The following is a 22,455-nucleotide window of genomic DNA, read 5'->3' as shown; positions in this document are numbered from 1 at the left end:
CCATGGACCACACGGACCACAAGGACGAATGCCGTGCGAACGCCTGACATTCAGGGATCCGACGTCCTCACCCTCGGAGAGACGCTCGTCAGTCTGTACGTGCAGGGGCAGCGCCTCGACAGCGCGTCCTGCCTGGCCAAGTCGATAGCCGGGGCGGAGGCGAACGTCGCCATCGGCCTGGCCAGGCTCGGCGCGCGGCCCGCGATGATCTCCCGGGTCGGTCCCGACCCCTTCGGCGTGGAGGTCCACCGCACCCTGCGCGGCGAGGGCGTGGACGTCGGTCACGTGAGGACGGGCGGGTCCCCGACGGGGATGATGGTCAAGGAGGTGCTCGGCCCGCATCTCACGAACGTCTACTACTACCGGGCCGGATCCGCCGCGACCGAGCTGACCGGCGCCGACGTGCCGGGCGACCTCGTCGCGGAAGCCCGCCGCGTGCACGTCACGGGCGTCACGCTCGCCCTCGGCGAGGGCCCCGCCGAGGCCGTGCGCGCCCTCGTCGGCCTGGCCCGCGACCACGGGGTTCCGGTGAGCTTCGACCCGAACATCCGCCGCAAGCTGTGGACCCTCGAAGAGGCCGCGGCGGCCTGCCGCACGCTGCTGCCGGACGTCGACGACCTGCTCCTCGGCGAGGACGAGGCCCTCGCCATCAGCGGGACCGCCACCTGCGCGGACGCGCTGAGCGCGCTGGCCGGCCTCGGCATCCCCCGGGTCGTGATCCGTCGCGGCGAGCGCGGATGCGTCGCCGTCGAGCGGGGCGGCGAGCCGATCGACCTGCCCGCCCACCCCGCCCCGGCCGTCGTCGACACCGTCGGGGCGGGGGACGCGTTCACCGCGGGCTACCTGTTCGAGCTGCTGGGGGGCCGGTCCTTCGCCGACGCCCTGCGGACCGGGTCGTGGACCGCCGCCCAGGTGGTGGCCCACCGGGGCGACTACGAGGGGTTCCCCCGTCTGCACGAGTACGAGGCTTTCGTTTCAGGACAGGAAGGATTCGATCGATGATCGACCTGGTCAGGTCCCATCGGCTGGTAGCGATCATCCGCAAGCCGGACGAGGACGAGGCGCGCGCCGCCGCGACCGAGGTGCTGGCCGCGGGTGTGAGGCTCATCGAGGTCACCATGACCACCCCCGGCGCGCTGGGGCTCATCCGCGAGCTGGCCGGCACGTGGCCGGACGCCGTGGTGGGCGCCGGTACCGTGCTCACCGCGCGGGCGGCGGAGGCGGCGATCGAGGCCGGTGCCCGCTTCGTCGTCGCGCCCAACGTCGACCGCGCCGTCATCGAGGCCGCGCACGCCGGCGGGGCCGCCGCCATGCCCGGGGCCTTCACCCCCACCGAGGCGCTGACCGCGATGAGCTTCGGCGCGGACGTCGTCAAGCTCTACCCGGCGTCCGGGATCGGGCTGGCCGCCTTCGGCGACCTGTGCCGCGCCCTCGACCAGGTGCCCTTCATGCCGACGGGCGGGGTGAGCGTGCGGGACGCGCCGGAGTGGATCCGCGCGGGCGCGATCGCCGTCGGCATGGGCGACGCCCTCACCCGGGCGAGCACCGCCGAGCTGGCCGGCCTCCTGACCGAACTCGGCGGCACGGGGTGATCGGGCGAACCCCGCGGTGACGGCACCGTACGCGACGGACCGTACGCGGCGGGGAGCGGAAGCGTTCGGGCAAGCGGGCGTTCAGCGGGCGCCAAGGCGGGCCTGCCAGTATGGTCCGCATGCCGTTCCTACCGAGGCCCCATGAGATCCCCGCCGGTGTGGAGCACGAGAGGTTCCACATCCGGCCCATCACGATCCACGACGCGGTGCGCGACTTCGACGCCGTGATGAGCAGCGCGGCCCGGCTGCGGGAGCGCTTCCCCCTGTGGGGCTGGCCGCCCGGCGACATGACGCTGGAGGACAACCTGATCGACCTGGCCTGGCACCAGAAGGAGGCCCTGCTGCGCAGGTCGTTCAACTACGCGGTGGTGAGTCCCGACGGGTCCCGCCTGCTCGGGTGCGTCTACGTCGACCCTCCGGAGAAGCGCGGGGCCGACGCGGACGTGTCGTTCTGGGTACGCGCCGACGAGGAGGGCACCGGTCTGGAGGAGGAGCTGGAGCCGGTGGTCCGCGCCTGGCTGGACGAGGCGTGGCCGTACTCCTCGGTGCGCTGGCCGGGCAGGGATGTCTCCTGGGAGGAGTGGGCCCTGCTGCCGGACGTGCTTCCCGCGGGTGGGTGAGGTGCCCTCGGGCGGCGGACATGACCCGGGCGGGGCGGTGACAGGTGCTCCGGACCGGCCGTCGGCGGGCCGGGGCACGCCGTGCAGGCCGGCGCCCGCGACCGCGTCCGCCCGCCCGCCGACCCGCCCGGGGCGGCGGCCGCCGGTCGGTGGACCGGCGGCCGCGCTGACGCGCTGACGTGCTGACGTGCGGCCTCGCGGGAACGCGCGGGAACGCGCGGAGTCCCGGGGTTCCGGGGTTCCGGAGTTCCGGGAGACGATCAGGGAGCCTTGGTGATCTTCACCTTCTCCTTGCGGTAGTTGTCGCCGTGACCGTCCGGCCGGTAGCCGTTCTCGACGTTCCCGGCGATGTCGACGGCGAACCAGCGCACCTCGGTGTTCTTGGTGACCGTGATCTGCCGCGCGCCCTCGCGCATCCCCGCGGCGACGAGCTTGGTGGAGCTCAGCGTGGGGCGGCTGCCGTCCAGCGTGTAGTACACGTTGGCGGGCTCGTCGGTCGCGAAGGTGAACGTGGACGAGGTGGGGGTCCAGCCGGTCCTCTTCAGCTCCGACCTGGGACGGTCCCTGTCGTCGGCGAAGGACCTGGCGATCTCCAGGATGCCGATCTGGCCGCTGGCGAACTCCATCGCCTCCCCGTGTCCCTCCGCGAAGTCCGGCTGGAAGCCGACCGCCCGGAACTGCTTGGTCGCCGGGTCGTAGACGTCCGCGCCGACCTCGAAGTCCCAGCCGATGATGCCCCGGTTGTACCAGTGCTCGTCGGCGCTGTTGCCGGCCGCGGAGTACAGCACGTCCGGCACCGGACCGGTGCGACCCGGCCAGATCCCCGTACCGCGCCACGACTGGACCGCGGAGAGGATGTGGTCGGAGGCGTCCCAGAAGAAGTTCTCCGTGCCGTAGTCGACCCGCGGCAGCAGCTCGCGCCCGGCGGCCTTGTACGCGCCCGGAGGCCACATGAAGTAGCCGCCGTAGGAGTGCGTGTTCATCGCGAACCTGATGTTCGGGTACTGGGTGGTGAGCCAGACCTCGTTGCGCGCCTCCGGCTCCGACAGCTCGGCCGGGCCCGCGAAGGTGTCGCTGGTGCAGGTGGTCGAGGCGCCGCTGTAGCCGTCGAAGACGGAACCGACCGAGAAGTTGCGGTTCAGGTCCACGCCCCAGGAGTTGCGCCGCGCCGGGTCGGCCGCGTTGGCCGGGCAGTGGTTGGTCAGGTTGCGGCGCTGCATGTTGTAGTCGTACATGCTGTAGTGCCCGCCGTCGGGGTTGGACGTGGGCAGGATGAAGATGTCGAGGTCGTCGACGAGTTTCCTGGTCCGGCTGTCGCGGGCGTAGTTGCGCAGGAGCCGTTCGGCGGTCTCCAGGCAGACCAGCGGGGTCACCCATTCGCGGGCGTGCTCCTGGCAGTAGAGGAACACACCGGTCTTCGACCCGTCGCGCTTCTTGCCGATGCGCAGCGCCTTCATCTGGAACGGGTCACGCGAGACGGTCGCCGGCGCCTTCAGGTTGTCGGTCAGCTTCGTCGCCACGGCCGCGGCGACGAGACCGCCACCGGCGTTGCCCCGGTAGGTGGCCGCGGTCAGCAGGGCCGACGCCGCGGTGTCGCCGTTGAGCGCCTCGACCACCTGGAGCGCGGTGCTGCTGATCGCGGAGGACGCGTCCGTGCCGAGGTTGACCACGACGTCCTTGCCGCTCACGGAGACGCCCAGCGGGCTGGAGGCCGCGTCGGGCCTCACCAGGGCGAGGCTGATGTCGTTGCCGCCCTCGTGCCCGTACGCCTTCGAGCTGACGTAGAAAGTGCTCGCCGCGACCGTGCCGAACTGCGCCTGCGCCGCCCGGCGGTAGCCGTTCGTCCTGTGGGGCAGGTCGACGATCTGGCTGATCTTCGGGAACTCCGCGGCGAGGGCGGTGATCCGGCCGGTGAGCTCGGTGGGGTCCATGTAGCGGTCGACGAAGTCGGCGACGTAGTGGGGCTTCGGCGCCTTGCGCGGGGATCCCAGCCACTTGGTCACCGGGACCGTGACCGAGCCGCCGCGGCTGCTCGTGATCGTGACCTTGCCCGGGATCGCGGTGAGGGAGAGCGGTGCGCTGAACCGGTGGTACATGTACTGGCCGGCGTCGGTGAAGCGCGACATCGTCGTGGTGCCGCCCGAGTCGGGGGCGGTGTCCTTGCCGCTGTCCCAGGCGGCGGTGAGCACGGTCTCCGCGTCGACGGCGCTCGACTTCACCTCCACCGACAGGAAGCGCTGGTCGTCGAGGCTGGTGAACCACTCGGCGCGGAGCGGGGTCAGCGTGTCGACCTCCGCCGCCGCCTCCGCGGCCTCCTTGAGCGCCTCCCGCCGCTCCGCCTTGTTCTCCGCGACGTCGCTCTGGTCGGAGATGGCTCCGCGTACGTCGAAGCCGAGGTCACGCAGCCTCTGGGCCTCCGGGGGGCTCAGCACGGCGTGGACCTCGATGCCGCCTTCGACGGACTTCTTGTACTCCGCGAGGTCGACGTCCAGGGAGTTGAGCCGGTCGACGGCCGCCTGGTCGGGGACGATGACGCGCAGCAGCGCCACGCCGTTCTGCTCGGTGGTGGACTGCCGGTCGGGAACGACCTCGCCGACCGGCGGGGACGGGTCGGCGAGAACGGGCATCGAGCTGAGGCTGAGGGCGAGAGGCAGGGCGAGCACGACCGCGGCACGAGCGGCCCTCCTGCCGGTGAGGGGGCTCCTCATGAAAGATTCCTCCAGTTGGCGCACGTCCCAGGTCGCTGATCACCCGGAAACACGTGCGCTGTCGGCAAGATCTTCGCCAGAGGCCACATATCCGTCAAGAAGCAAAATATCGGTGTAACTCATCCGAATTATCCAAAGGGGACCAGGGGGAAGGTGGTCGCCACACGAAGCCGGTCCGCCCCTCACGAACACCGCGGCGTCCCGGACCGGAAACGGCGGCCCTCGCGACAGGTGAGCCGCGAATGAGCCGTAGACGAGCCGCAGGTGGGCCGCGCGTGGAAGGCGCCGAGCGCCTTCCCGGGCCCAGCCGGAGAAGGCCCCTGCCCGCTTGGGCCTCCCGGCCCAAAATGCGGATGAATACCTACAAACATCAACAACATAAACCAAAAGTGCAATACGCCTTTGGACCCGCCGGGACACTCACCGATCGCTACTCTTCGCAAGGAAAAGTCAACGGTGAGTAAAGAGGGCGTTCATGGGGCGAAGACTGATGGTGATGACGATCGCGGGGGCGGGGGTGGCCGTCGTCGCCGGGGCGGCGCTGTTCCTCTCCGGCGAACAGGGGTCGCAGGCCGCGAGGTCCACTCTGCGGCTGCCCGCGCTGGAGGACCCGCTGACCGGCCAGGAGGTCGCCCAGGCCACCACGATCGCGTCGGCGGGGTCGAGGTCGCACCTGGCCGCCGGGCGGATCAAGCTCCTCTACGTGGAGCGCGACGACGACAAGGACTCCTCCGACCGCCGCCGCGCCGACGCGTACCTCTACGACTACGGCAGCGACCGGCTCATCGTGCGGACCGTCGACCTCGGCCGGGGCGAGGTCGTGCGGGAGACCGTGGCGCGGGGGGTGCAGCCGCCGCCGTCGAAGGAGGAGGAGACGGCGGCGGCCGGTCTCCTGCTGTCCCACCCGGGATACGGCAAGGTCGCCCGCGACGCGTACGCCAGAGCCGGGGGCGGGCCGCTGAGGTCCGCGGTGGACCTGGGGCTGCGCGGGCTGATCTTCACCCCGTCCGGCGAGAGCGGGCCCGCCAGGGAGTGCGAGGTCCACCGGTGCCTGCGGCTGTTCGTCCGGCTGCCCGACAGCACCTGGCTGGACACCAGCCGGATGGTCGTCGACCTGTCCGCCAAGAAGATCCACACCCTGGAGTGGTAATCCGTGTTCCTCCGCCTCACCCTCTTCTGCGCCCTGCTCGCCGGAGGGCTCGCCGCGCCCCCTTCCGCACCCGGCGCGCCGATCCCCCCGCCGCCGTCGCTCACCACGTCCAGCCCCCCGGCGGAACCACGGGCGACGCCGGAGGCCGGCGCGAGACCTCCGGCCGTCCCCTGCAACGCGCCGTACCGCGTCGACAAGACCCTGCCCAACGGGGCGCGCTGGCAGCTCTGCTGGGAGATGCGCAACGTCGAGGGGCTCACCCTGACCAGGATCGTCTACACGCCGAGGGGGCAGCGGCCGATCACCGTGCTGCGCAGCACCTCGCTGGCCCAGATCCACGTGCCGTACGACAGGGGCCGGCCCCGCTACCACGACATCGGGTCGCTGGGCTACACCGCCATCCCGCTGCGGGCCGCCGACTGCCCGCTCGGCGAGCGTCGCGAGCAGTTCGTCTGCGTGACGACGAGGGCTCGCGGGCACGCGCACCTGAAGGCGGTCCCCGAGCAGCTGAACATGACGGCCCAGGGGCGTGACCTGGTGGTGTTCGCCGCCTTCCAGGTCGGCTGGTACACCTACCTCGCCGAATGGGCCTTCTCCGACGACGGTGCGATCACCCCTCGGGTGGGGGCCACCGGGTCGCTCGCCGGGTTCACCACCACGCCCGAGCACGGCTGGCCCATCGGGGTGGGCGCGAGCGGGTTCGAGGCGAGCCACACCCACAACATCTTCTGGCGCCTGGACTTCGACGTGGCGGGCCGGGCGGACGACGTCGTGGAGCAGTACGACTTCAGCGGCTCCGGCACCGCGAGCCGGAAGATCGTGCGGACGGCGTTCGCGGCGGAGGCCAAGTCCGTCAGCAGGCCGATGCGCTGGTGGCGGGTGGTCGACGGGAAGGTGCGCAACGCCGACGGGCACCGCGTCTCCTGGGAGATCAACAACTCCGACACCGCCCAGTACCGCGGCCCCGCCGACGAAGCCTTCACCCGGGCCGATCTCTACGTCACCGACTACCGCTCCTGCGAGCGCCTGGCGACGGTCAACCCGTCCCCCGGGTGCGCCAGGTCCGTCGACCGCTACACCAACGGGGAGCGGCTCACCGACCCGGTGCTGTGGGTCAACGTCGGCTTCCACCACGTCCCCCGCGACGAGGACGCCGACCCCATGCCGAGCCACTGGCAGGGCTTCCGCATCACCCCGCGCGACGTCACCGCCAAGAACCCGTACTGACCGGACCGGCCGGCCCGCGTCACCCCCAGGAATCCGCGCTGACCGGATCGGCCGACCCGCGTCACCCCCGAGTAACCCGTGCCGACCGGGCCGGACCGGTCCGTGTCACCCCCGAGAACCCGTGCCGACCGGGCCGCCTCGGGGGCCGTTCCCACCGCGTCGGGCGGCGCCGGGTGGCACCGATCACCGTCGGCTCACCGTCGGCGGCCGGAACTCGCGCACGACGCGGCGATGATCGGATACGGTCGGCGAACGGCGTTGTGACGTGCCCCACATAACCGACAATCGTGACTTTCCTCTCTTCCGGATCCGCACGTTTTCCCAACACGCATGGTGATAGCGGACACGGGCATGGGATGGAACACCCGAGTAGGGCAAGGTAGGGGCTATCGATCTACGGGAGTAAGCCATGAACGCGCACTTGGACCTGGACCGGCTCGCGGGCGGAGCGCACCATGATCCGCACTCGATCCTCGGGTCGCACCTGGGTCCCGAGGGCGTGACGATCCGGACACTGCGGCCCCTGGCGCAGAAGGTCCAGGCGCTCGTGGACGGCGAGACCCACGACATGAGACACGTGGCCCACGGCGTGTTCGCGGTGACCCTGCCCGGGTTCGACAAGATCCCCGACTACCGGCTCCGGATCACCTACGCCGACGCCGAGCCGTACGAGACCACGGATCCCTACCGGCACTGGCCCACGCTGGGCGAGGTGGACCTGCACCTTATCGGCGAGGGGCGCCACGAGCGGCTCTGGGAGACCCTCGGCGCGCGGGTCATGCGGCACGAGGACGTGGAGGGCACGGCCTTCGCCGTGTGGGCGCCCAACGCTCGCGGAGTCCGGGTCATCGGCGACTTCAACCACTGGGACGGCGGCGCGTACCCCATGCGCTCGCTCGGCAGGTCGGGCGTGTGGGAGCTCTTCATCCCCGGTCTCGGCCCCGGTGACCGCTACAAGTTCAGCATCCTCGGCGCGGACGGGGTCTGGCGGGCCAAGGCCGACCCGATGGCCCGGCGCACCGAGGTGCCGCCCGCGACCGCGTCGGTGATCGAGAAGTCGGAGTACGCCTGGCGGGACGACGAGTGGATGCGCCGCCGCGCGGGCGGTGACGCCCTGCGGGAGGCGATGAGCGTCTACGAGGTGCACCTCGGCTCGTGGCGGCCGGGCCTGTCGTACCGGGAGCTCGCCGTCGAGCTGGTCGACTACGTGGTGGACATGGGGTTCACGCACGTGGAGCTGATGCCGGTGGCCGAGCACCCGTTCGGCGGCTCCTGGGGCTACCAGGTGACGTCCTACTACGCCCCGACGTCCCGCTTCGGCTCCCCCGACGACTTCCGCCACCTGGTCGACAGCCTGCACGAGGCGGGCATCGGCGTGCTGGTCGACTGGGTGCCCGCGCACTTCCCGATGGACGACTGGGCGCTGGCCAGGTTCGACGGCACCCCGCTGTACGAGCACGCCGACCCCGCGCGGGGAGAGCATCCCGAGTGGGGCACCTACATCTTCGACTTCGGCCGCAGGGAGGTGCGCAACTTCCTGGTCGCCAACGCGGTGTACTGGCTGCGCGAGTTCCACGTCGACGGGCTGCGCGTCGACGCGGTCGCCTCGATGCTCTACCTCGACTACTCGCGGCGCGAGGGCGAGTGGACGCCCAACGAGTACGGCGGCAGGGAGAACCTTGACGCGGTCGCGTTCCTCAAGGAGATGAACGCGGTCGCCTACCGGGAGGCGCCGGGCATCATCACCGTCGCCGAGGAGTCGACCGCGTGGCCGGGCGTCTCCCGGCCGGTGCACCTGGGCGGGCTCGGCTTCGGGTTCAAGTGGAACATGGGCTGGATGCACGACACGCTCGCGTACCTCAAGCACGAACCGATCTTCCGCCAGTACCACCACCACCAGATGACGTTCTCGCTGATGTACGCGTACTCGGAGAACTTCGTGCTGCCGCTCTCGCACGACGAGGTGGTGCACGGCAAGGGGTCGCTGCTCGGCAAGATGCCCGGCGACGAGTGGCAGCGGTTCGCGAACCTGCGGGCGCTGTTCGCCTTCATGTGGGCCCATCCCGGCAAGCAGCTGCTGTTCATGGGCGGCGAGTTCGGCCAGGGCTCGGAGTGGTCGGAGGAGCGCGGGCTCGACTGGTGGGTGCTCGACTTCGACGGGCACAAGGGGGTGCAGCGGCTGGTCCGCGACCTCAACCGCGTCTACAAGGAGTCCCCGGCGCTGTGGAGCGTGGACGCCTCCCCCGACGGCTTCCGCTGGATCGACGCCGACGACGCGCTGGGCAACGTGTTCTCCTTCCTGCGCTACGCCGAGGACGGCTCGGTGGTGGCGTGCGTGGCCAACTTCTCCGGGGCGCCGCACGACGACTACCGTCTCGGGCTGCCCTTCCCCGGAGCGTGGGAGGAGGCCCTCAACACCGACGCCTACGACTACGCGGGCAGCGGCGTGGGCAACCTCGGCGTCATCGAGGCCACCGAGGAGCCGCGGCACGGTCTCCCGTACTCCGCCACCCTGCGCGTCCCGCCCCTGGGCGCCCTCTGGCTGCGTCACCCGGGCGAGCTCGCACCGGCCGTGGACGAGCGCGCGGTGGAGATCATCGAGGCCGCGGAGCAGGAGATCGTGAGGGAGCGGCCGGAGGAAGGGGTCGTGACCGAGCTGCCCGCCGCCGGCGAGCCGAAGGGCCCCGAGGAGCCGGAGGAGCGCAGGGAGGCCGAACCGGCCTGACCGAACGCGAACCGACCCTGGCCGAACACCGGACCGGCCCTGACCGAACACCGGACCGACCTGGCGAACACCGGACCGGCCTGGCGAACACCGGACCGATCTGGCGGACACCGGACCGACCTGGCCAGCTATCGGACTTTCTTACAAACCCGCCGGGCTCTCTCCAGCAGACCAGGCGGCCTCTCTGGCACAACCAGGCGGGCTCTCCAGCAGACCGGCCGGACTTTCCGACAGACCAGGCGGGCCTTCTGACAGACCAGGCGGAAACGGGCCGGTCGCGCACTCGCGCGACCGGCCCGTTTCGCGCTCTATGCTTCCGGCACCCTCGCCACCACCTGTCCGGCCGAAAACCTTAAATCGGCCTTATATCCCCGAACAAGGCATTGACCGTCGGCAAAGGAGAACCTACGCTCAGGAAACTAATAGGAAACTTTCCTATGAATACGGGGACTTGGCACTCTCTGACCTGGAGCGACCCTTGCGACGAATTACCATCGGCTCCTTCATCGCGGCGGCAGCGCTGCTGGTCCCCCTGGGGATCGGCACGGCGACGGCCGCCACACCCGCTACCGCGACCTACTCGACCACTTCGAACTGGGGCTCCGGTTTCGAGGGCAAGGTCGTCGTGAAAGCCGGAACGAGCGCGCTGACCAGCTGGAAGGTCGAGTTCGACCTGCCCTCCGGCACCTCGATCAGCTCGTCCTGGGACGCCGACCTGACGAAGAGCGGCAACCACTACACCTTCGTCAACAAGTCGTGGAACGGCGCGCTCGCTGCGGGCGCCTCGACGAGCTTCGGTTTCAACGGCGCGCCCGGCGGCATCACCGACGTGCTGAACTGCAAGCTCAACGGCGCCGCCTGCAACGGCAGCGGCACCCCTGACCCGACCCCCACCCCGACGCCCACCCCCACCCCCACGCCGACCCCGACTCCCACCCCGACGGTCACCCCCACCGTCCAGCCCCCCGGCGGTAAGAAGATCGTCGGTTACTTCACCCAGTGGGGCGTCTACGCCCGCAACTTCCACGTGAAGAACCTGGTCACGAACGGCTCCGCCTCGAAGCTGACGCACATCCTGTACGCCTTCGGCAACACCACCGGCGGCCGGTGCACCATCGGTGACTCCTACGCCGACTACGAGAAGGCCTACACCGCGGCCGACAGCGTCGACGGCGTGGCCGACACCTGGGACCAGCCACTGCGCGGCAGCTTCAACCAGCTCCGCAAGCTGAAGAAGGCCTACCCGAACATCAAGGTCATCTGGTCCTTCGGCGGCTGGACCTGGTCCGGCGGCTTCACCCAGGCCGCGCAGAACCCGGCCGCGTTCGCCGACTCCTGCTACAACCTGGTCGAGGACCCGCGCTGGGCCGACGTGTTCGACGGCATCGACGTCGACTGGGAGTACCCCAACGCCTGTGGCCTGACCTGTGACAGCAGCGGCCCGAACGCCTTCAAGAACATCATCTCCGCGCTGCGCACCAAGTTCGGCCCCAACGCCCTCGTCACCGCGGCGACCACGGCCGACGGCTCCAACGGCGGCAAGATCGACGCCGCCGACTACGCGGGCGCCATCAACAACCTGAACTGGCTCATGCCGATGACGTACGACTACTTCGGCGCCTTCAACGCTCAGGGCCCGACGGCTCCGCACTCGCCGCTCACCTCCTACACCGGCATCCCGACGGCGGGCTTCAACTCCGACGCGGCGATCCAGAAGTTCAAGGCCAAGGGCATCCCGGCCAGCAAGCTGCTGCTGGGCATCGGCTTCTACGGTCGCGGCTGGACCGGCGTGACCCAGGCGGCTCCGGGCGGCTCCGCCACCGGCGCGGCCCAGGGCACCTACGAGGCCGGTATCGAGGACTACAAGGTCCTCAAGACCAAGTGCCCGCCCACCGGCACCGTCGGCGGCACCGCCTACGCCTTCTGCAACGGCAACTGGTGGAGCTACGACACCCCCTCCACCATCAGCGGGAAGATGACCTACGCCAAGAACCAGGGTCTGGGCGGGGCCTTCTTCTGGGAGACCAGCGGCGACACCACCAACGGTGAGCTGATCACCGCGATCTCCAACGGCCTCAAGTAATATTTCGACCACTCGACCCTCCGTGTGCGCTACGCCGCGGGGGGTCGAGCTTTTCTCCGAAGATCCTCCAAATCTGGGGCAAAGTATTCACGCGACGCATACGGCTGCTTAGACTCCGAAACGCCCGTTTGATCCCCCCCGGAGGACGTGTGCGACTTCGAGCTCTCGTGGCCATGGCGTTGGTTCTCACCATCGTGCCCGCGACACCCGCCCTCGCCGAGGACTCCCCCGCGCCACCCGCGGCCTCCGCGAGCGCGACTCCCCCCGTGAGCCCACCCCCGGCCCCGGGCGACGGAACCGGAGGGACGGACGGCCAGGAGACACCCGCCACGCCGGCCCCACCCCCGTCCCCGCTGCCGAAACTGGAGGCGGGACTCGCCTCCGACGACGACGGGGCCCGGGTCATCGTCGAGCTGGCGGCCCCCGCGGAGGCGGCGCCGGTGGCCGGGGAGGCGCGGCAACTGCCCGACGCCGAAGTCGTCCTCGAACCCGCGGACACCTCGTTCATCGTGGTCGAGGGGACCGGCGACTCGCTCGCCAAGCTCGCCGAGGACCCGCGCGTCCTGTCCATCCGCCGCGACCGCACGTACTCCCCCACGTCGCTGGGAGCACTGAACTCGGGCTCGCTCGCCACCAGCCTGCAGGTGATCGGCGCGGACAAGGCGCACGCCGCGGGGACCAAGGGCGAGGGCCAGACGATCGCGATCATCGACACCGGGATCGACGCCGCCCACCCCGACTTCGGCGGCAAGGTCGTGGAGCAGGCCTGCTTCTCCGCGACGGACGACGGCGCGCAGTCCCTGTGCCCCAACGGGCAGACGAGCGACCCCGGGTCCGCCGACGCGAAGACCCCCGCCTGCCTCGACGGGCAGGTCAACCTGTGTGACCACGGCACCCACGTGGCGGGGATCGCCCACGCCGTCGCGCCAGACGCGGACATCGTGGCGATCCAGGTCTTCAGCAGGATCAACGACTGCGCCGACGAGGGCGGCGGGGCCTGCCTGACCGCGTTCGAGTCCACGCTCCTGCTCGCCCTGGAGCACGTCGCGAAGCTCAAGGAGGGCGGCAGGAACATCGCCGCGGTGAACCTCAGCCTCGGCGGCGGCCTCTACGAGGGAACGTGTGACGCCGAACCCGAACTGGCGGCGATGAAGACCCGCATCGACGACCTGCACGCCAAGGGCGTGACCGTCGTGGCCGCCGCGGGGAACGAGGGCGTGCCCGGCGCCGGGGCTCCCGGCTGCTTCTCCGGCCCGGTGACGGTCGGCGCCACGGGCGACGACGACACCGTCCCCTACTGGTCCAACTACGGCTCCGTGCTGGACCTCTTCGCCCCCGGTCTCGAGATCGACTCCGCGGTGCCCGGTGGCGGCCACCAGGTCTACAGCGGGACCTCGATGTCCACCCCGTTCGTCACCGGCGCCGTGGCTCTGATGGCCCAGAAGGCCCCGGGCACCCCGGACACGCTGGCCGCGCAGCTCAAGGCGGCGGGCCGCCCGATCGTCTACGGCACGGTCACCACCCCGCGTCTCGACCTGAACGCCGCGATCGCCGGGGGCACCCCCAGCCCGCCCGTCACCCAGACGCCCCTCCCCGAGGAGCCCGTCGGCCCGCCCTCCGACGACCCGGCCGAGGAGCCCTCGGAGGAGCCGTCCGAGGAACCCAGTCCCGAACCCAGCTCGGGCCCCTCCCCCTCGGCCACGCCGAGCGACCCGGTGCCGACGCCGATCCCGCTGCCGACGGTGACGGTCACCGTGACCGTGACCGTCCCCCCGACGAAGACGGCGGCGCCCACGGTGTGCACGCGCGGCAAGTCCACGAAGACGCTGAGCGCCGCGCAGTGGGCGGTGGAGGTCACCCGGGGCGAGGGCAAGATCACCGACGCGACCCTCGGCTGCTACCTCGGCCTGGTGACCAAGGCCAGCAAGGTCTTCGTCGAGGTCACGCCCGCCTCCACACTGGGCGCCGCGTACAAGGTGCTCAAGCCGACCAAGAAGACGTCGAAGGCCAAGCTGGAGAGCGAGCTGCTGGCCGCCTGGCTGAACTGGGCGAACGGCGGCGTGAACTTCACCGCCAAGATCAAGGAGACGGCCACCCTGAAGACCGTCCTCACCTCGGTGGAGAAGGCACGCCTGAAGGGCAGCTCTCCCGCCGCGTCCACCTCGATGCTCAAGAAGCAGGTGAACGCCCGCCGAGCCGCGTAGGCGCCGCGTGGACCCCGGGGGTCACGAGACTCCCGGGGGACGGAAAAACAGGTGGGCGCCCGCCGAACCGCGCGTAGGCGCCGGGGTCATGGAGACCCCGCGGGACGGAAAGCAGGTGGACACCCGCCGAACCGCATAAGCCCGGTATGTGTCGCTTAGGGTGAGGAGCATGGACGCGACCAAGGTGATCATCGACACTGTCGACCGGTTCAAGCAGCGCCGTACCGCTCCGCTGGTCCTTGAGCTCGACCTCACCGAGGGCCTGACCGACGGCAGTCCCCCGGCGGACCCGCTGAGCGCCGTCCTGGCGATGCGCAAGACGAGCCTGACCGACGTGCTGGCCGGGCTCAAGCGCGCCAGGAAGGACGACCGGGTCAAGGCGCTGATCGTCAAGATCGGCGGTCAGCCGCTGGGCCTCGCGATCGTCCAGGAGCTTCGCCAGGCAGTGATCCACTTCCGGGCCTCGGGCAAGCTGACCGTCGCGTTCGCCGAGACCTTCGGCGAGCTCGGCGGGGGCACCGTCCCCTACTACCTGGGCAGCGCGTTCGAGCGCGTCTACCTCCAGCCGTCCGGCGACGTCGGGCTGACCGGTGTCGCGATGGAGCAGCGCTTCCTGCGGGGCGCGCTGGGCAAGCTCGGCGTCGAGTACCAGATCGGCCAGCGGCACGAGTACAAGACGGCCGCCAACACCTTCACCCAGGACCACATGACCGAGGCCCACCGCGAGTCGATGGGCCGCATCACCGAGTCGATCACCGAACAGGTCGTCGCCGGCATCGCCGACGGGCGCCGCCTCGAACCGGCCAGGGTGCGCGAGCTCATCGACCAGGGCCCGTTCATCGGCGCCGAGGCCCTCGAGGCCGGGCTCGTCGACCGGCTCGCCTACCGCGACGAGGTCTACGACGAGGTCAAGGAGGCGTTCGGCGACGACACCCTGCTGCTGTACGTCGGCCGCTACGCCAAGGCGCTGTCCGCGAAGAAGCTTCGGCACCCCGGCGAGCAGACCGTCGCCCTGGTCCGCGGCAACGGCGCGATCCGGCTCGGCCGCAGCGGCCGCAGCCCGCTGGGCGGCGGTGGCGCCATGGGCTCCGACACCATCTGCGCCGCCCTGCGCGCGGCCCGCCGCGACGACAACGTCAAGGCGGTCGTCTTCCGGGTCGACAGCCCCGGTGGCTCGTACACGGCCTCCGACGCCATCTGGCGCGAGGTCGTGCTCACCCGCGAGGCGGGGAAGCCCATCGTGATCTCGATGGGCGACCTGGCCGCCTCCGGCGGCTACATGGTCTCGATGGCCGCCGACGCGATCGTGGCCCAGCCGGGCACGCTCACCGGCTCCATCGGCGTGTTCGGCGGCAAGGCGGTCATCGGCGGCCTGCTGGAGAAGATCGGCATCTCCTCGGAGACCGTCGGCGAGGGCGCCAACTCCGGGATGCTCTCCCCCACCAACGCCTTCTCCGAGGCGCAGTGGGCGCGGGTCAACGCCTGGCTCGACCGGGTCTACGACGACTTCGTGAACAAGGTCGCCGAGGGGCGCGGCCTGTCCCGCGAGCGGGCCCACGAGCTGGCCAAGGGCCGGGTCTGGACCGGAGCCGACGCCCTGGAAGGCGGCCTCGTCGACGAGCTCGGCGGCCTGGAGGACGCCCTCGCCCTGGCCCGCAAGAAGGCCGGGCTGCCCGTCGACGCCCCGGTGCGCGTCTACCCCAAGCTCAGCCCCCTGGAGCGGCTGCGTCCCCCGGAGTCCAGCGAGGACAGGACCGCCGCCCTGGCCCGGGTCCGCCTGGAGGCGTGGGGCCCGATCGCCCACCTCGCCGGCGAGCTGGGCCTGCCGTCGTACGGACCGCTGATGCTCCCGGGGTCGTGGACGATCCGCTGACCCCGTTCTCCCGCGTTCTTCTGTGCGCCACCCTTTGGTGAGCCCCCTTTTGTGAGGCCCCGCGCCGGACGGCACGTCCGGCGCGGGGGCTTCAACGCGGAGCCCTGTGTGGAACGGCCCCCGGATCGGTCCGCCCTCGCCGGACGGACACTCCTCCCGCGTGAAGAGCCGTCCTCCGCGTGAAGCGCTACCTCTTCCGGACGGAGAGGGCGGCGTCCCGTTGGGTGGACGGGTCAGCGGTAGCGGCTCCGGTAGCGGGCCAGCGGTAGTACGGAGGAGTCGACGTAGTCGACCCCGAGCACCTTTGCGATGAAGATCGTGTGGTCCCCGGCCGGGACGACCTTGACCGTCTCGGCCTCCAGCGCGGTGACACCACCGTCCACGACGAGGGCCTCACTCAGCTCGCCCCGGTGGTGCGGCGTGCCCGCGAGCAGCAACCTGGCCCCCGGACGGCCCGCCGTGGCGAAGCGGCTGGCGATCGCCTTCTGCCCGGCCGACAGCACGCTGGCGGCCCAGCGGTCATGGCGGAGCAGGAGCTCGTTGAGATAGCCGGTGTTGTCCAGGCTCACCATCACCAGCGGAGGGTCCAGCGACAGCGAGGTGAAGGTGGCGACCGTCACCCCCACGTCGTCGCGCTCGTCCTTCACCGTGACGACCGTCACTCCGGTCACCACCTGGGCCATGGACTCGACGAACTCGTTCATCCGGCCATCATCCCGGAACCGGTCGGCCACCCCGTCCTCGGCTGGTCGCACACCTGACAGAGCCTCTCCCGCACGCTGAAGGCGCGACCTGTGCTCACTTCCGATAGAGCCATTAAGATCATCCTGGTTCGCCGGAATGCCGGCGACCCCTCTCACCCAACAGACCTGCGTAGCGCCGGGCCGCCGAACGGGCATGAGAAGAAAACAGCGTCATCCCCACCGGAAGTCTCCAGAAAGCGCGCACGTGGAAGAGGGCGCCAAAACCCCGCGAATTAGGCTCACCCCTTCTTTCCGCATTTCCCCCCTTAACGCCAGCATTTGGTGTTGACTTGCCCTCCATGTCATCTGATCTTGGTGCTTCTCGGTGGGGTTTCCGTGAATGGAGCGTGCTCGCGGTCGCGACACTGCTGCTCGCGGTGAGTTTCTGGGAATGGTTCGGTGTCTCCGTGCTTGTCGTGGAGCGGTTCGGAGCGCGCACCGCGCGGGCGACCGCGAACGCCTGGCAGATTTCCACCGCCTGGTCGGTCGCGGTGCTGCTGGGAGTGGCGGCCTCGTTGCTGTGGTGCGTTCGCTTGCGCGGTGTCATCGGCAGAGCCTCTCGGCGACCCGCCGCACTCGTCTTCGTCACCCTTGGCATTCTTCTCACGGCATGGCAGTCGTCGAGTATCGAGGTGTCCAAAGAGCCGACCAAAATCATTACCTGGGTTACGACCGGGGATTATCGCCCCGACTGGCCCGCCTCCTCCTCGGCCGAGGAGGAGCTGGCAAAAAAGCTTCGAGAAGGGTTACCCCTCGCACAAGAACCAGGATATTACTCGGATGTGCGTCTCGGGCCCTGGATCGCACTGTTTCTGCTCGTGCTGGAGTTGTCTCTCATGGTCGGCGCGCTCCTTCCACGCCCGCTGTGGTTGATGAACGCTCAGAATGCGTGGCGAGACCGGAACAAACTCTCACCACAAACGGGTGCGCGATATCGTGAGACGAGATCCTTCGACCCCGCGCCGACGAGACAGGAAGTCACCCCCGGCCGTCCCGAGTCCTCGCCCTGGTCGGTTCCCCCGTCGTCGGAGATCGGAGCGGTGCTCGCGGTCGACCGGATGGTCGCCCGCGGTACGAACGTCGTGGTGCTCCTGCCGACGATCCGGGTCTTCAGCACCGGTTGCCTGCTGGAGGTGGAGGTCGTGTCCCGGCAGGGTGACCTGTCCGCCGAGGACTGGCGATACGTACAGATGGCCGCGACCCCGTTCGGCCAGGCGGACGGGCGTGGTGGTCCGCGGGACTCGCTGCTGAGGATGGGCGTGCGTTTCGCCGACGGTACGAAGGCCACCACGCTCGACCGGACGCGAAGCAGGAGGAGATCTTCCGGCGATCAGCCGTCCGGACCTGTGCTGTCGTGGTCGCCGACCGGCGACGGCATGCGCGGGAACGAGCTCGCTTTCAGCCACTTCGGGTTGTGGCTGTGGCCGCTGCCTCCGGCGGAGGACTTCGAGTTCGCCGTGGAATGGCCGCTGGGCGGCATCGAGCTGACCTTCGTCGAACTCGACGGCGCGGCGATCGTGTCCGCCGCCGGCCGCTCAGCGCGCTACTGGCCCGACGACGACCGGTGAGAACGCCGGAAGGCGGGTGGACGTCCACCCGCCTTCCGTTGAGACCGCTACCGGAACCTACAGCAGGGCGTTCTGGGTGAGCCAGTCCTTGGCGACCGCCTCGGCGTCGTCCTTGTCGACCGCGACGCGCTTCATCAGCGCGACCAGGCCGGCGGTGTCGAGCTTGGCGGAGACCGCGTCCAGGGTGGTCCTCACCGTGTCGTTGATACCCGCCTTGTTGACCAGGGGGGCGATGTTCTCGGCCGCGAAGGCGCTCTTGTTGTCCTGGAGGGAGACCAGGTCATTGACGATGATCTTCGGGTCGGTGGTGAAGACGTTGCCGACCTGGACGGTGCCGTCCTTGATGGCGTCGGCGGTGGCGTCGCCGGTCTTCTTCCACTCCTTGAACTCCAGGCCGTAGGTGTCCTTGAAGTTCTTCTCCTGGCGGGTCTGGAACTCCGGCGGGCCGCCCACCGAGTAGTTCTTGGCGACCTTGACCAGGTCCTCGATCGTGGTGAGGCCGTCCTTGGTGGCGGTCTCCTTGGTGACGGTCAGCGAGTTGTTGTCCTCGGCCGCGGCGGGGGTGAGGACCTCCAGCTCGGCGGGGAGCTTCTCCTTGAGACCGGCGACGACCTCGTCCTTCGACTTCGCCGTGGTCGTGTTGTCGACGAAGGCGAGAAGCGAGCCGATGTACTCCGGCAGGATGGTGAGGCCACCGCTCTTGACCTGGTCGTACAGGACCTCACGGCTGCCGATGTTGAACTTCTCCTCGACCTGGACGCCCTTGGCGGCCAGGGCCTGGGAGTAGATCTCGCCGAGCAGGACGTTCTCCGGGAAGTTGGCCGACCCGATGATGACCTTCCCCCCGGCCGCGGGCGCGGAGGCCGACCCGGAACCCGCGGGGGCGGGGGAGGCGCTGGTGAGCGGATCTCCGCCACCGCACGCGGTAAGTGTGAGCGCCGCGGACAGGAGGACCGCCGCGGTGCTGATCAGGCGCTTCATGGTGCTATTCCCTTCCAAAACGGGGGGTAAAGAAGACTATCTGATGCTCTGGCGCTCGCTCACCCCCGGGGAGACCGTTACGCGCTGCACCAGAGTGAACCCGAGCTGGACGAGAAGCGCCAGCAGTGCTACGAGGACCGCCCCGCCGATCGTGCTCGGGAAGTTCTTGGTCGCGAGACCGTCGATGATGAAACGGCCGAGGCCGCCCAAGCCTACGTAAGCGGCCACGGTCGCGGTCGCCACCACCTGGATCGCGGCCAGCCGCAGACCCAGCAGGATCAGCGGCAGCGCGACCGGCACCAGCACCCGGCCGAGGACCTGCCCGCCCCGCAGGCCCATGCCGTACGCGGCGTCGCGCAGGTCGGGGTCGACCCCTCTGATGCCCTCGTACGTGTTGACCAGGATGGGCGGCACGGCCAGCGCCACCAGCGGGATGAGCACCGGCAGGATCGTGCCGACGCCCATGAACAGGACGATGAGGACGAGCAGGCCGAGCGTCGGCAGGGCGCGGGCCGCGTTGGCGGTGAGGATGACGAGCGTCGCGCCCCTGCCGGTGTGGCCGATCAGCAGTCCCAGCGGGAGCGCGATCAGCATGGCGAGGAGCAGTGAGAGCCCGGCGAACTCCAGGTGTTCGAGCAGCCGGTTGGGGATCCCGTCGGGTCCCGACCAGCTGGCCGGATCGCCGAAGAAGTCGATCAGCCAGTTCACACGGCCTCCTTTGCCCGCGCCCCGATCGGCCGGTTCACCCGGATCGCCCGTACCCCGCCAAGCCGGTTCACGCGAGACCCCCGGAACCCGCTCGACCGGTCCGTGCGAACGACTCGCGACGCGATCAGCCGGTTCACGCGGACCCCCTCGCCCGTGACCACGGGGTGAGCAGGCGTTGCGCCAGGATGAGCAGCAGGTCGGCGACCCCCGCGAGCACCACGACCAGCACGATGCCGACGACGATCGGGGTGTAGAACTGCCGCTGCCAGCCGTCGATGAACAGGTAGCCCAGCCCGCCCCTGCCGACCAGCGCGCCGACGCTGACCAGGCTGACGCTGGCGACCGTGGCCACCCTGAGCCCGGCCAGCACGACCGGTACCGCGATCGGCAGCTCGACCTGGAGCAGCCTGCGCAGCGGGGTGAAGCCCATCGCCACCGCGGACTGGCGCACGTGGTCGGGGACCGAGCTCAGCCCGTCGACGACCGCGGGGATCAGCACCGCCATGGCGTAGAAGGTGAGCGGGACCATCACGGTCGTCCGGGTGGCGAGCCCGGTGATCGGGATGAGCACGATGAAGACGGCCAGCGAGGGCAGCGAGTAGATGACGTTCATGACGCCGACGGTCGGCTGGTAGAGCCAGCGCCACCGTACCCCGGCCAGCCCGAGCGGGAGCGCGATGATCAGCCCGATGAGGATCGGCACCAGCGCCATCACGATGTGGTCTTCGAGCAGGCCCTGGATCGTCGGCCAGTTGCGCCCGATCCAGTCCCAGCGGACCAGCGGCTCCTCATCCATCGGCACCTCCCCTTGGGTCGCCGGTGCCCTCCGCGGACCCCTCGACGTCACCCGCCGAGCCACCGGCACCTCCCGCGGAACCGTCGCTGCCCCCGGCGGGGCCGCCGACACCTTCCGTGGCACCGTCTGAACCTGAGCCGCTTGAGCTTGAGCCGCTTGAGCGTTCTGAGCCTGAGCCGCTTGGGCCGCCTGGGCCGCCTGGGCCGTCGGTGCTTCGTGCCGGTCCGCGGACGCTTCCCGCGACCCTGGTCAGCGCCTCGTCCAGCGACTCGCGGGTGGCGACGCCCACGGCCCTGCCCGACCCGTCCACCGCGACGGCGTGACCGGACGGAGACAGCAGCGTCGCGTCCAGCGCGGCGCGCAGCGAGTCGCGCCCGCTGACGAAGGTCCCGTACGGCGCGAGTTCCACGTCGGCGAGGGTGCCCTGCTCGGGCAGGTCCTTGACGGCGGCCCAGCCCAGCGGCGGGCCGTCCTCGTCCGTCACGGCCAGCCACGGCTCTCCGGTGGCGCGCGCCGCGGCGGTGCCGGTGGAGGCGGGCACGAGCAGGTCGGTACGGAGCCGCACCCCCTCGTCCGAGACGAACGACAGCCGCCTGATGCCCCGGTCGCGGCCCAGGAACTCGCGGACGAAGTCGTCGGCGGGCCTGGCCAGCAGTGTCGCGGGGTCGTCGAGCTGGGCCAGATGGCCCCCGACGCGGAGCACGGCGACGCGGTCGCCGAGCTTGACGGCCTCGTCGATGTCGTGGGTGACGAACACGATGGTCTTGTTCAGCTCGGCCTGGAGCCGCAGGAGCTCCTCCTGCAGGCTCGTACGGACGATCGGGTCGACCGCGCTGAACGGCTCGTCCATCAGCAGCACGGGCGGGTCGGCGGCGAGCGCGCGGGCCACGCCGACGCGCTGCTGCTGCCCGCCGGAGAGCTGGAAGGGATAGCGGCCGGCCATCTTGAGGTCGAGACCGACCCGTTCGAGCAGCTCCATCGCCCGGTCGCGCGCCTTCTTCTTGTCCCAGCCGAGCAGCAGGGGCACCGTCGCCACGTTGTCGACGATCTTGCGGTGCGGGAAGAGCCCAGCCTGCTGGATGACGTAGCCGATGCCGCGGCGCAGGGTCGGCGGGTCGATGGTCTTCACGTCGACGCCGTCCAGGAGGATCTGGCCCTCCGAAGCGTCGATCATCCTATTGATCATGCGAAGGGACGTCGTCTTGCCGCATCCCGAAGGACCGACGAAGACGGTTATCTCCCCGGTCGGCACCTCAAGGCTTAGATTGTCCACGGCGACGGTCCCGTCGGCGTAGCGCTTGGTGACACCGTTGAATGTGATCATGCGCAACCTCTTGTTTTCGCAGGGTTACGGCCCCCCCTGCCCCAACCGTCCCCATGATCCCGCACGGGTCAGCCTATGCCCCACTTATCCGATCTGTCTTCCAGGCTTTCCCGAACCAGTTCCGCGGGAGATCCACAAGTGTATTTCTCAACA

15 protein-coding genes and 1 pseudogene are annotated in these 22,455 nt (G+C 70.1%); 10 read left to right on the top strand and 6 right to left on the bottom strand.

The features are described from left to right. Positions 1–33: 33 nt before the first annotated feature. From ACFFRH_RS38430 to ACFFRH_RS38420, 3 genes are all read left to right on the top strand, one after another. Complete coding sequence (locus ACFFRH_RS38430) at positions 34–1,002, top strand: sugar kinase (RefSeq protein ID WP_386162422.1); 969 nt, start codon at positions 34–36, stop codon at positions 1,000–1,002. Next, positions 999–1,592 carry a bifunctional 4-hydroxy-2-oxoglutarate aldolase/2-dehydro-3-deoxy-phosphogluconate aldolase gene (locus ACFFRH_RS38425; RefSeq protein ID WP_386162420.1) on the top strand — a complete coding sequence of 198 codons (594 nt, stop codon included), beginning with the start codon at positions 999–1,001 and terminating at the stop codon, positions 1,590–1,592. The genes ACFFRH_RS38430 and ACFFRH_RS38425 overlap by 4 nt, the downstream gene beginning before the upstream one ends. 119 nt (positions 1,593–1,711) lie before the next feature. Then, a complete protein-coding gene (locus ACFFRH_RS38420; protein WP_344748971.1) occupies positions 1,712–2,212 on the top strand; it encodes a GNAT family N-acetyltransferase in 501 nt (166 codons plus the stop codon). 260 nt (positions 2,213–2,472) lie between these two features. Here ACFFRH_RS38420 and ACFFRH_RS38415 read toward each other — a convergent pair whose 3' ends face one another. After that, the gene (locus ACFFRH_RS38415; protein ID WP_344748970.1) at positions 2,473–4,920 is read right to left on the bottom strand and encodes a M14 family zinc carboxypeptidase; all 2,448 of its coding nucleotides are present in this window, start codon (positions 4,918–4,920) and stop codon (positions 2,473–2,475) included. A gap of 475 nt (positions 4,921–5,395) precedes the next feature. Between ACFFRH_RS38415 and ACFFRH_RS38410 the strand changes: the two genes are divergently transcribed. From ACFFRH_RS38410 to sppA, 6 genes are all read left to right on the top strand, one after another. Then, positions 5,396–6,070 carry a hypothetical protein gene (locus ACFFRH_RS38410; RefSeq protein WP_344748969.1) on the top strand — a complete coding sequence of 225 codons (675 nt, stop codon included), beginning with the start codon at positions 5,396–5,398 and terminating at the stop codon, positions 6,068–6,070. Between the two features lie 3 nt (positions 6,071–6,073). Further along, entirely contained in the window at positions 6,074–7,297 is a 1,224-nt protein-coding gene (locus tag ACFFRH_RS38405; RefSeq protein ID WP_344748968.1) for a copper amine oxidase, read from the top strand. 409 nt (positions 7,298–7,706) lie between these two features. Further along, positions 7,707–10,022 (top strand): 1,4-alpha-glucan branching protein GlgB, encoded by a 2,316-nt coding sequence (glgB, locus tag ACFFRH_RS38400; protein ID WP_344748967.1) that lies wholly within the window; start codon positions 7,707–7,709, stop codon positions 10,020–10,022. Positions 10,023–10,500: 478 nt separating this feature from the next. Next, positions 10,501–12,105, top strand: coding sequence for a glycosyl hydrolase family 18 protein (locus ACFFRH_RS38395; RefSeq protein WP_386162417.1), 1,605 nt, complete (start codon positions 10,501–10,503; stop codon positions 12,103–12,105). Between the two features lie 149 nt (positions 12,106–12,254). After that, a complete protein-coding gene (locus tag ACFFRH_RS38390; RefSeq protein ID WP_386162415.1) occupies positions 12,255–14,309 on the top strand; it encodes a S8 family peptidase in 2,055 nt (684 codons plus the stop codon). A gap of 169 nt (positions 14,310–14,478) precedes the next feature. Further along, entirely contained in the window at positions 14,479–16,182 is a 1,704-nt protein-coding gene (gene sppA / locus ACFFRH_RS38385) for a signal peptide peptidase SppA (protein ID WP_344748965.1), read from the top strand. A gap of 233 nt (positions 16,183–16,415) precedes the next feature. Here the strand turns inward: sppA and ACFFRH_RS38380 are convergent, their stop codons facing one another. Next, positions 16,416–16,886 carry a flavin reductase family protein gene (locus tag ACFFRH_RS38380; RefSeq protein WP_344748964.1) on the bottom strand — a complete coding sequence of 157 codons (471 nt, stop codon included), beginning with the start codon at positions 16,884–16,886 and terminating at the stop codon, positions 16,416–16,418. Positions 16,887–17,272: 386 nt separating this feature from the next. On the opposite strand from ACFFRH_RS38380, the gene ACFFRH_RS38375 reads away from it, so the two are divergent. After that, entirely contained in the window at positions 17,273–18,493 is a 1,221-nt protein-coding gene (locus tag ACFFRH_RS38375; RefSeq protein ID WP_344748963.1) for a hypothetical protein, read from the top strand. Positions 18,494–18,550: 57 nt separating this feature from the next. Here ACFFRH_RS38375 and ACFFRH_RS38370 read toward each other — a convergent pair whose 3' ends face one another. The 4 genes and pseudogenes from ACFFRH_RS38370 to ACFFRH_RS38355 all read right to left on the bottom strand — a co-directional run. Continuing rightward, on the bottom strand, positions 18,551–19,474 hold the full coding sequence (locus ACFFRH_RS38370; protein ID WP_386162412.1) for an ABC transporter substrate-binding protein: 924 nt from the start codon (positions 19,472–19,474) through the stop codon (positions 18,551–18,553). Between the two features lie 36 nt (positions 19,475–19,510). Next, a complete protein-coding gene (locus tag ACFFRH_RS38365; RefSeq protein WP_344748961.1) occupies positions 19,511–20,182 on the bottom strand; it encodes an ABC transporter permease in 672 nt (223 codons plus the stop codon). Between the two features lie 133 nt (positions 20,183–20,315). Further along, positions 20,316–20,978 (bottom strand): ABC transporter permease, encoded by a 663-nt coding sequence (locus ACFFRH_RS38360; RefSeq protein WP_329085422.1) that lies wholly within the window; start codon positions 20,976–20,978, stop codon positions 20,316–20,318. A 238-nt stretch (positions 20,979–21,216) separates the two neighbouring features. After that, positions 21,217–22,302: pseudogene (locus ACFFRH_RS38355) on the bottom strand (ABC transporter ATP-binding protein); the annotation flags it as partial. Positions 22,303–22,455: the final 153 nt, after the last annotated feature.

Source organism: Streptosporangium vulgare (assembly GCF_042428775.1).
Lineage (GTDB): Bacteria > Actinomycetota > Actinomycetes > Streptosporangiales > Streptosporangiaceae > Streptosporangium > Streptosporangium vulgare.
This window is presented reverse-complemented; position numbering and strand designations above follow the sequence as displayed.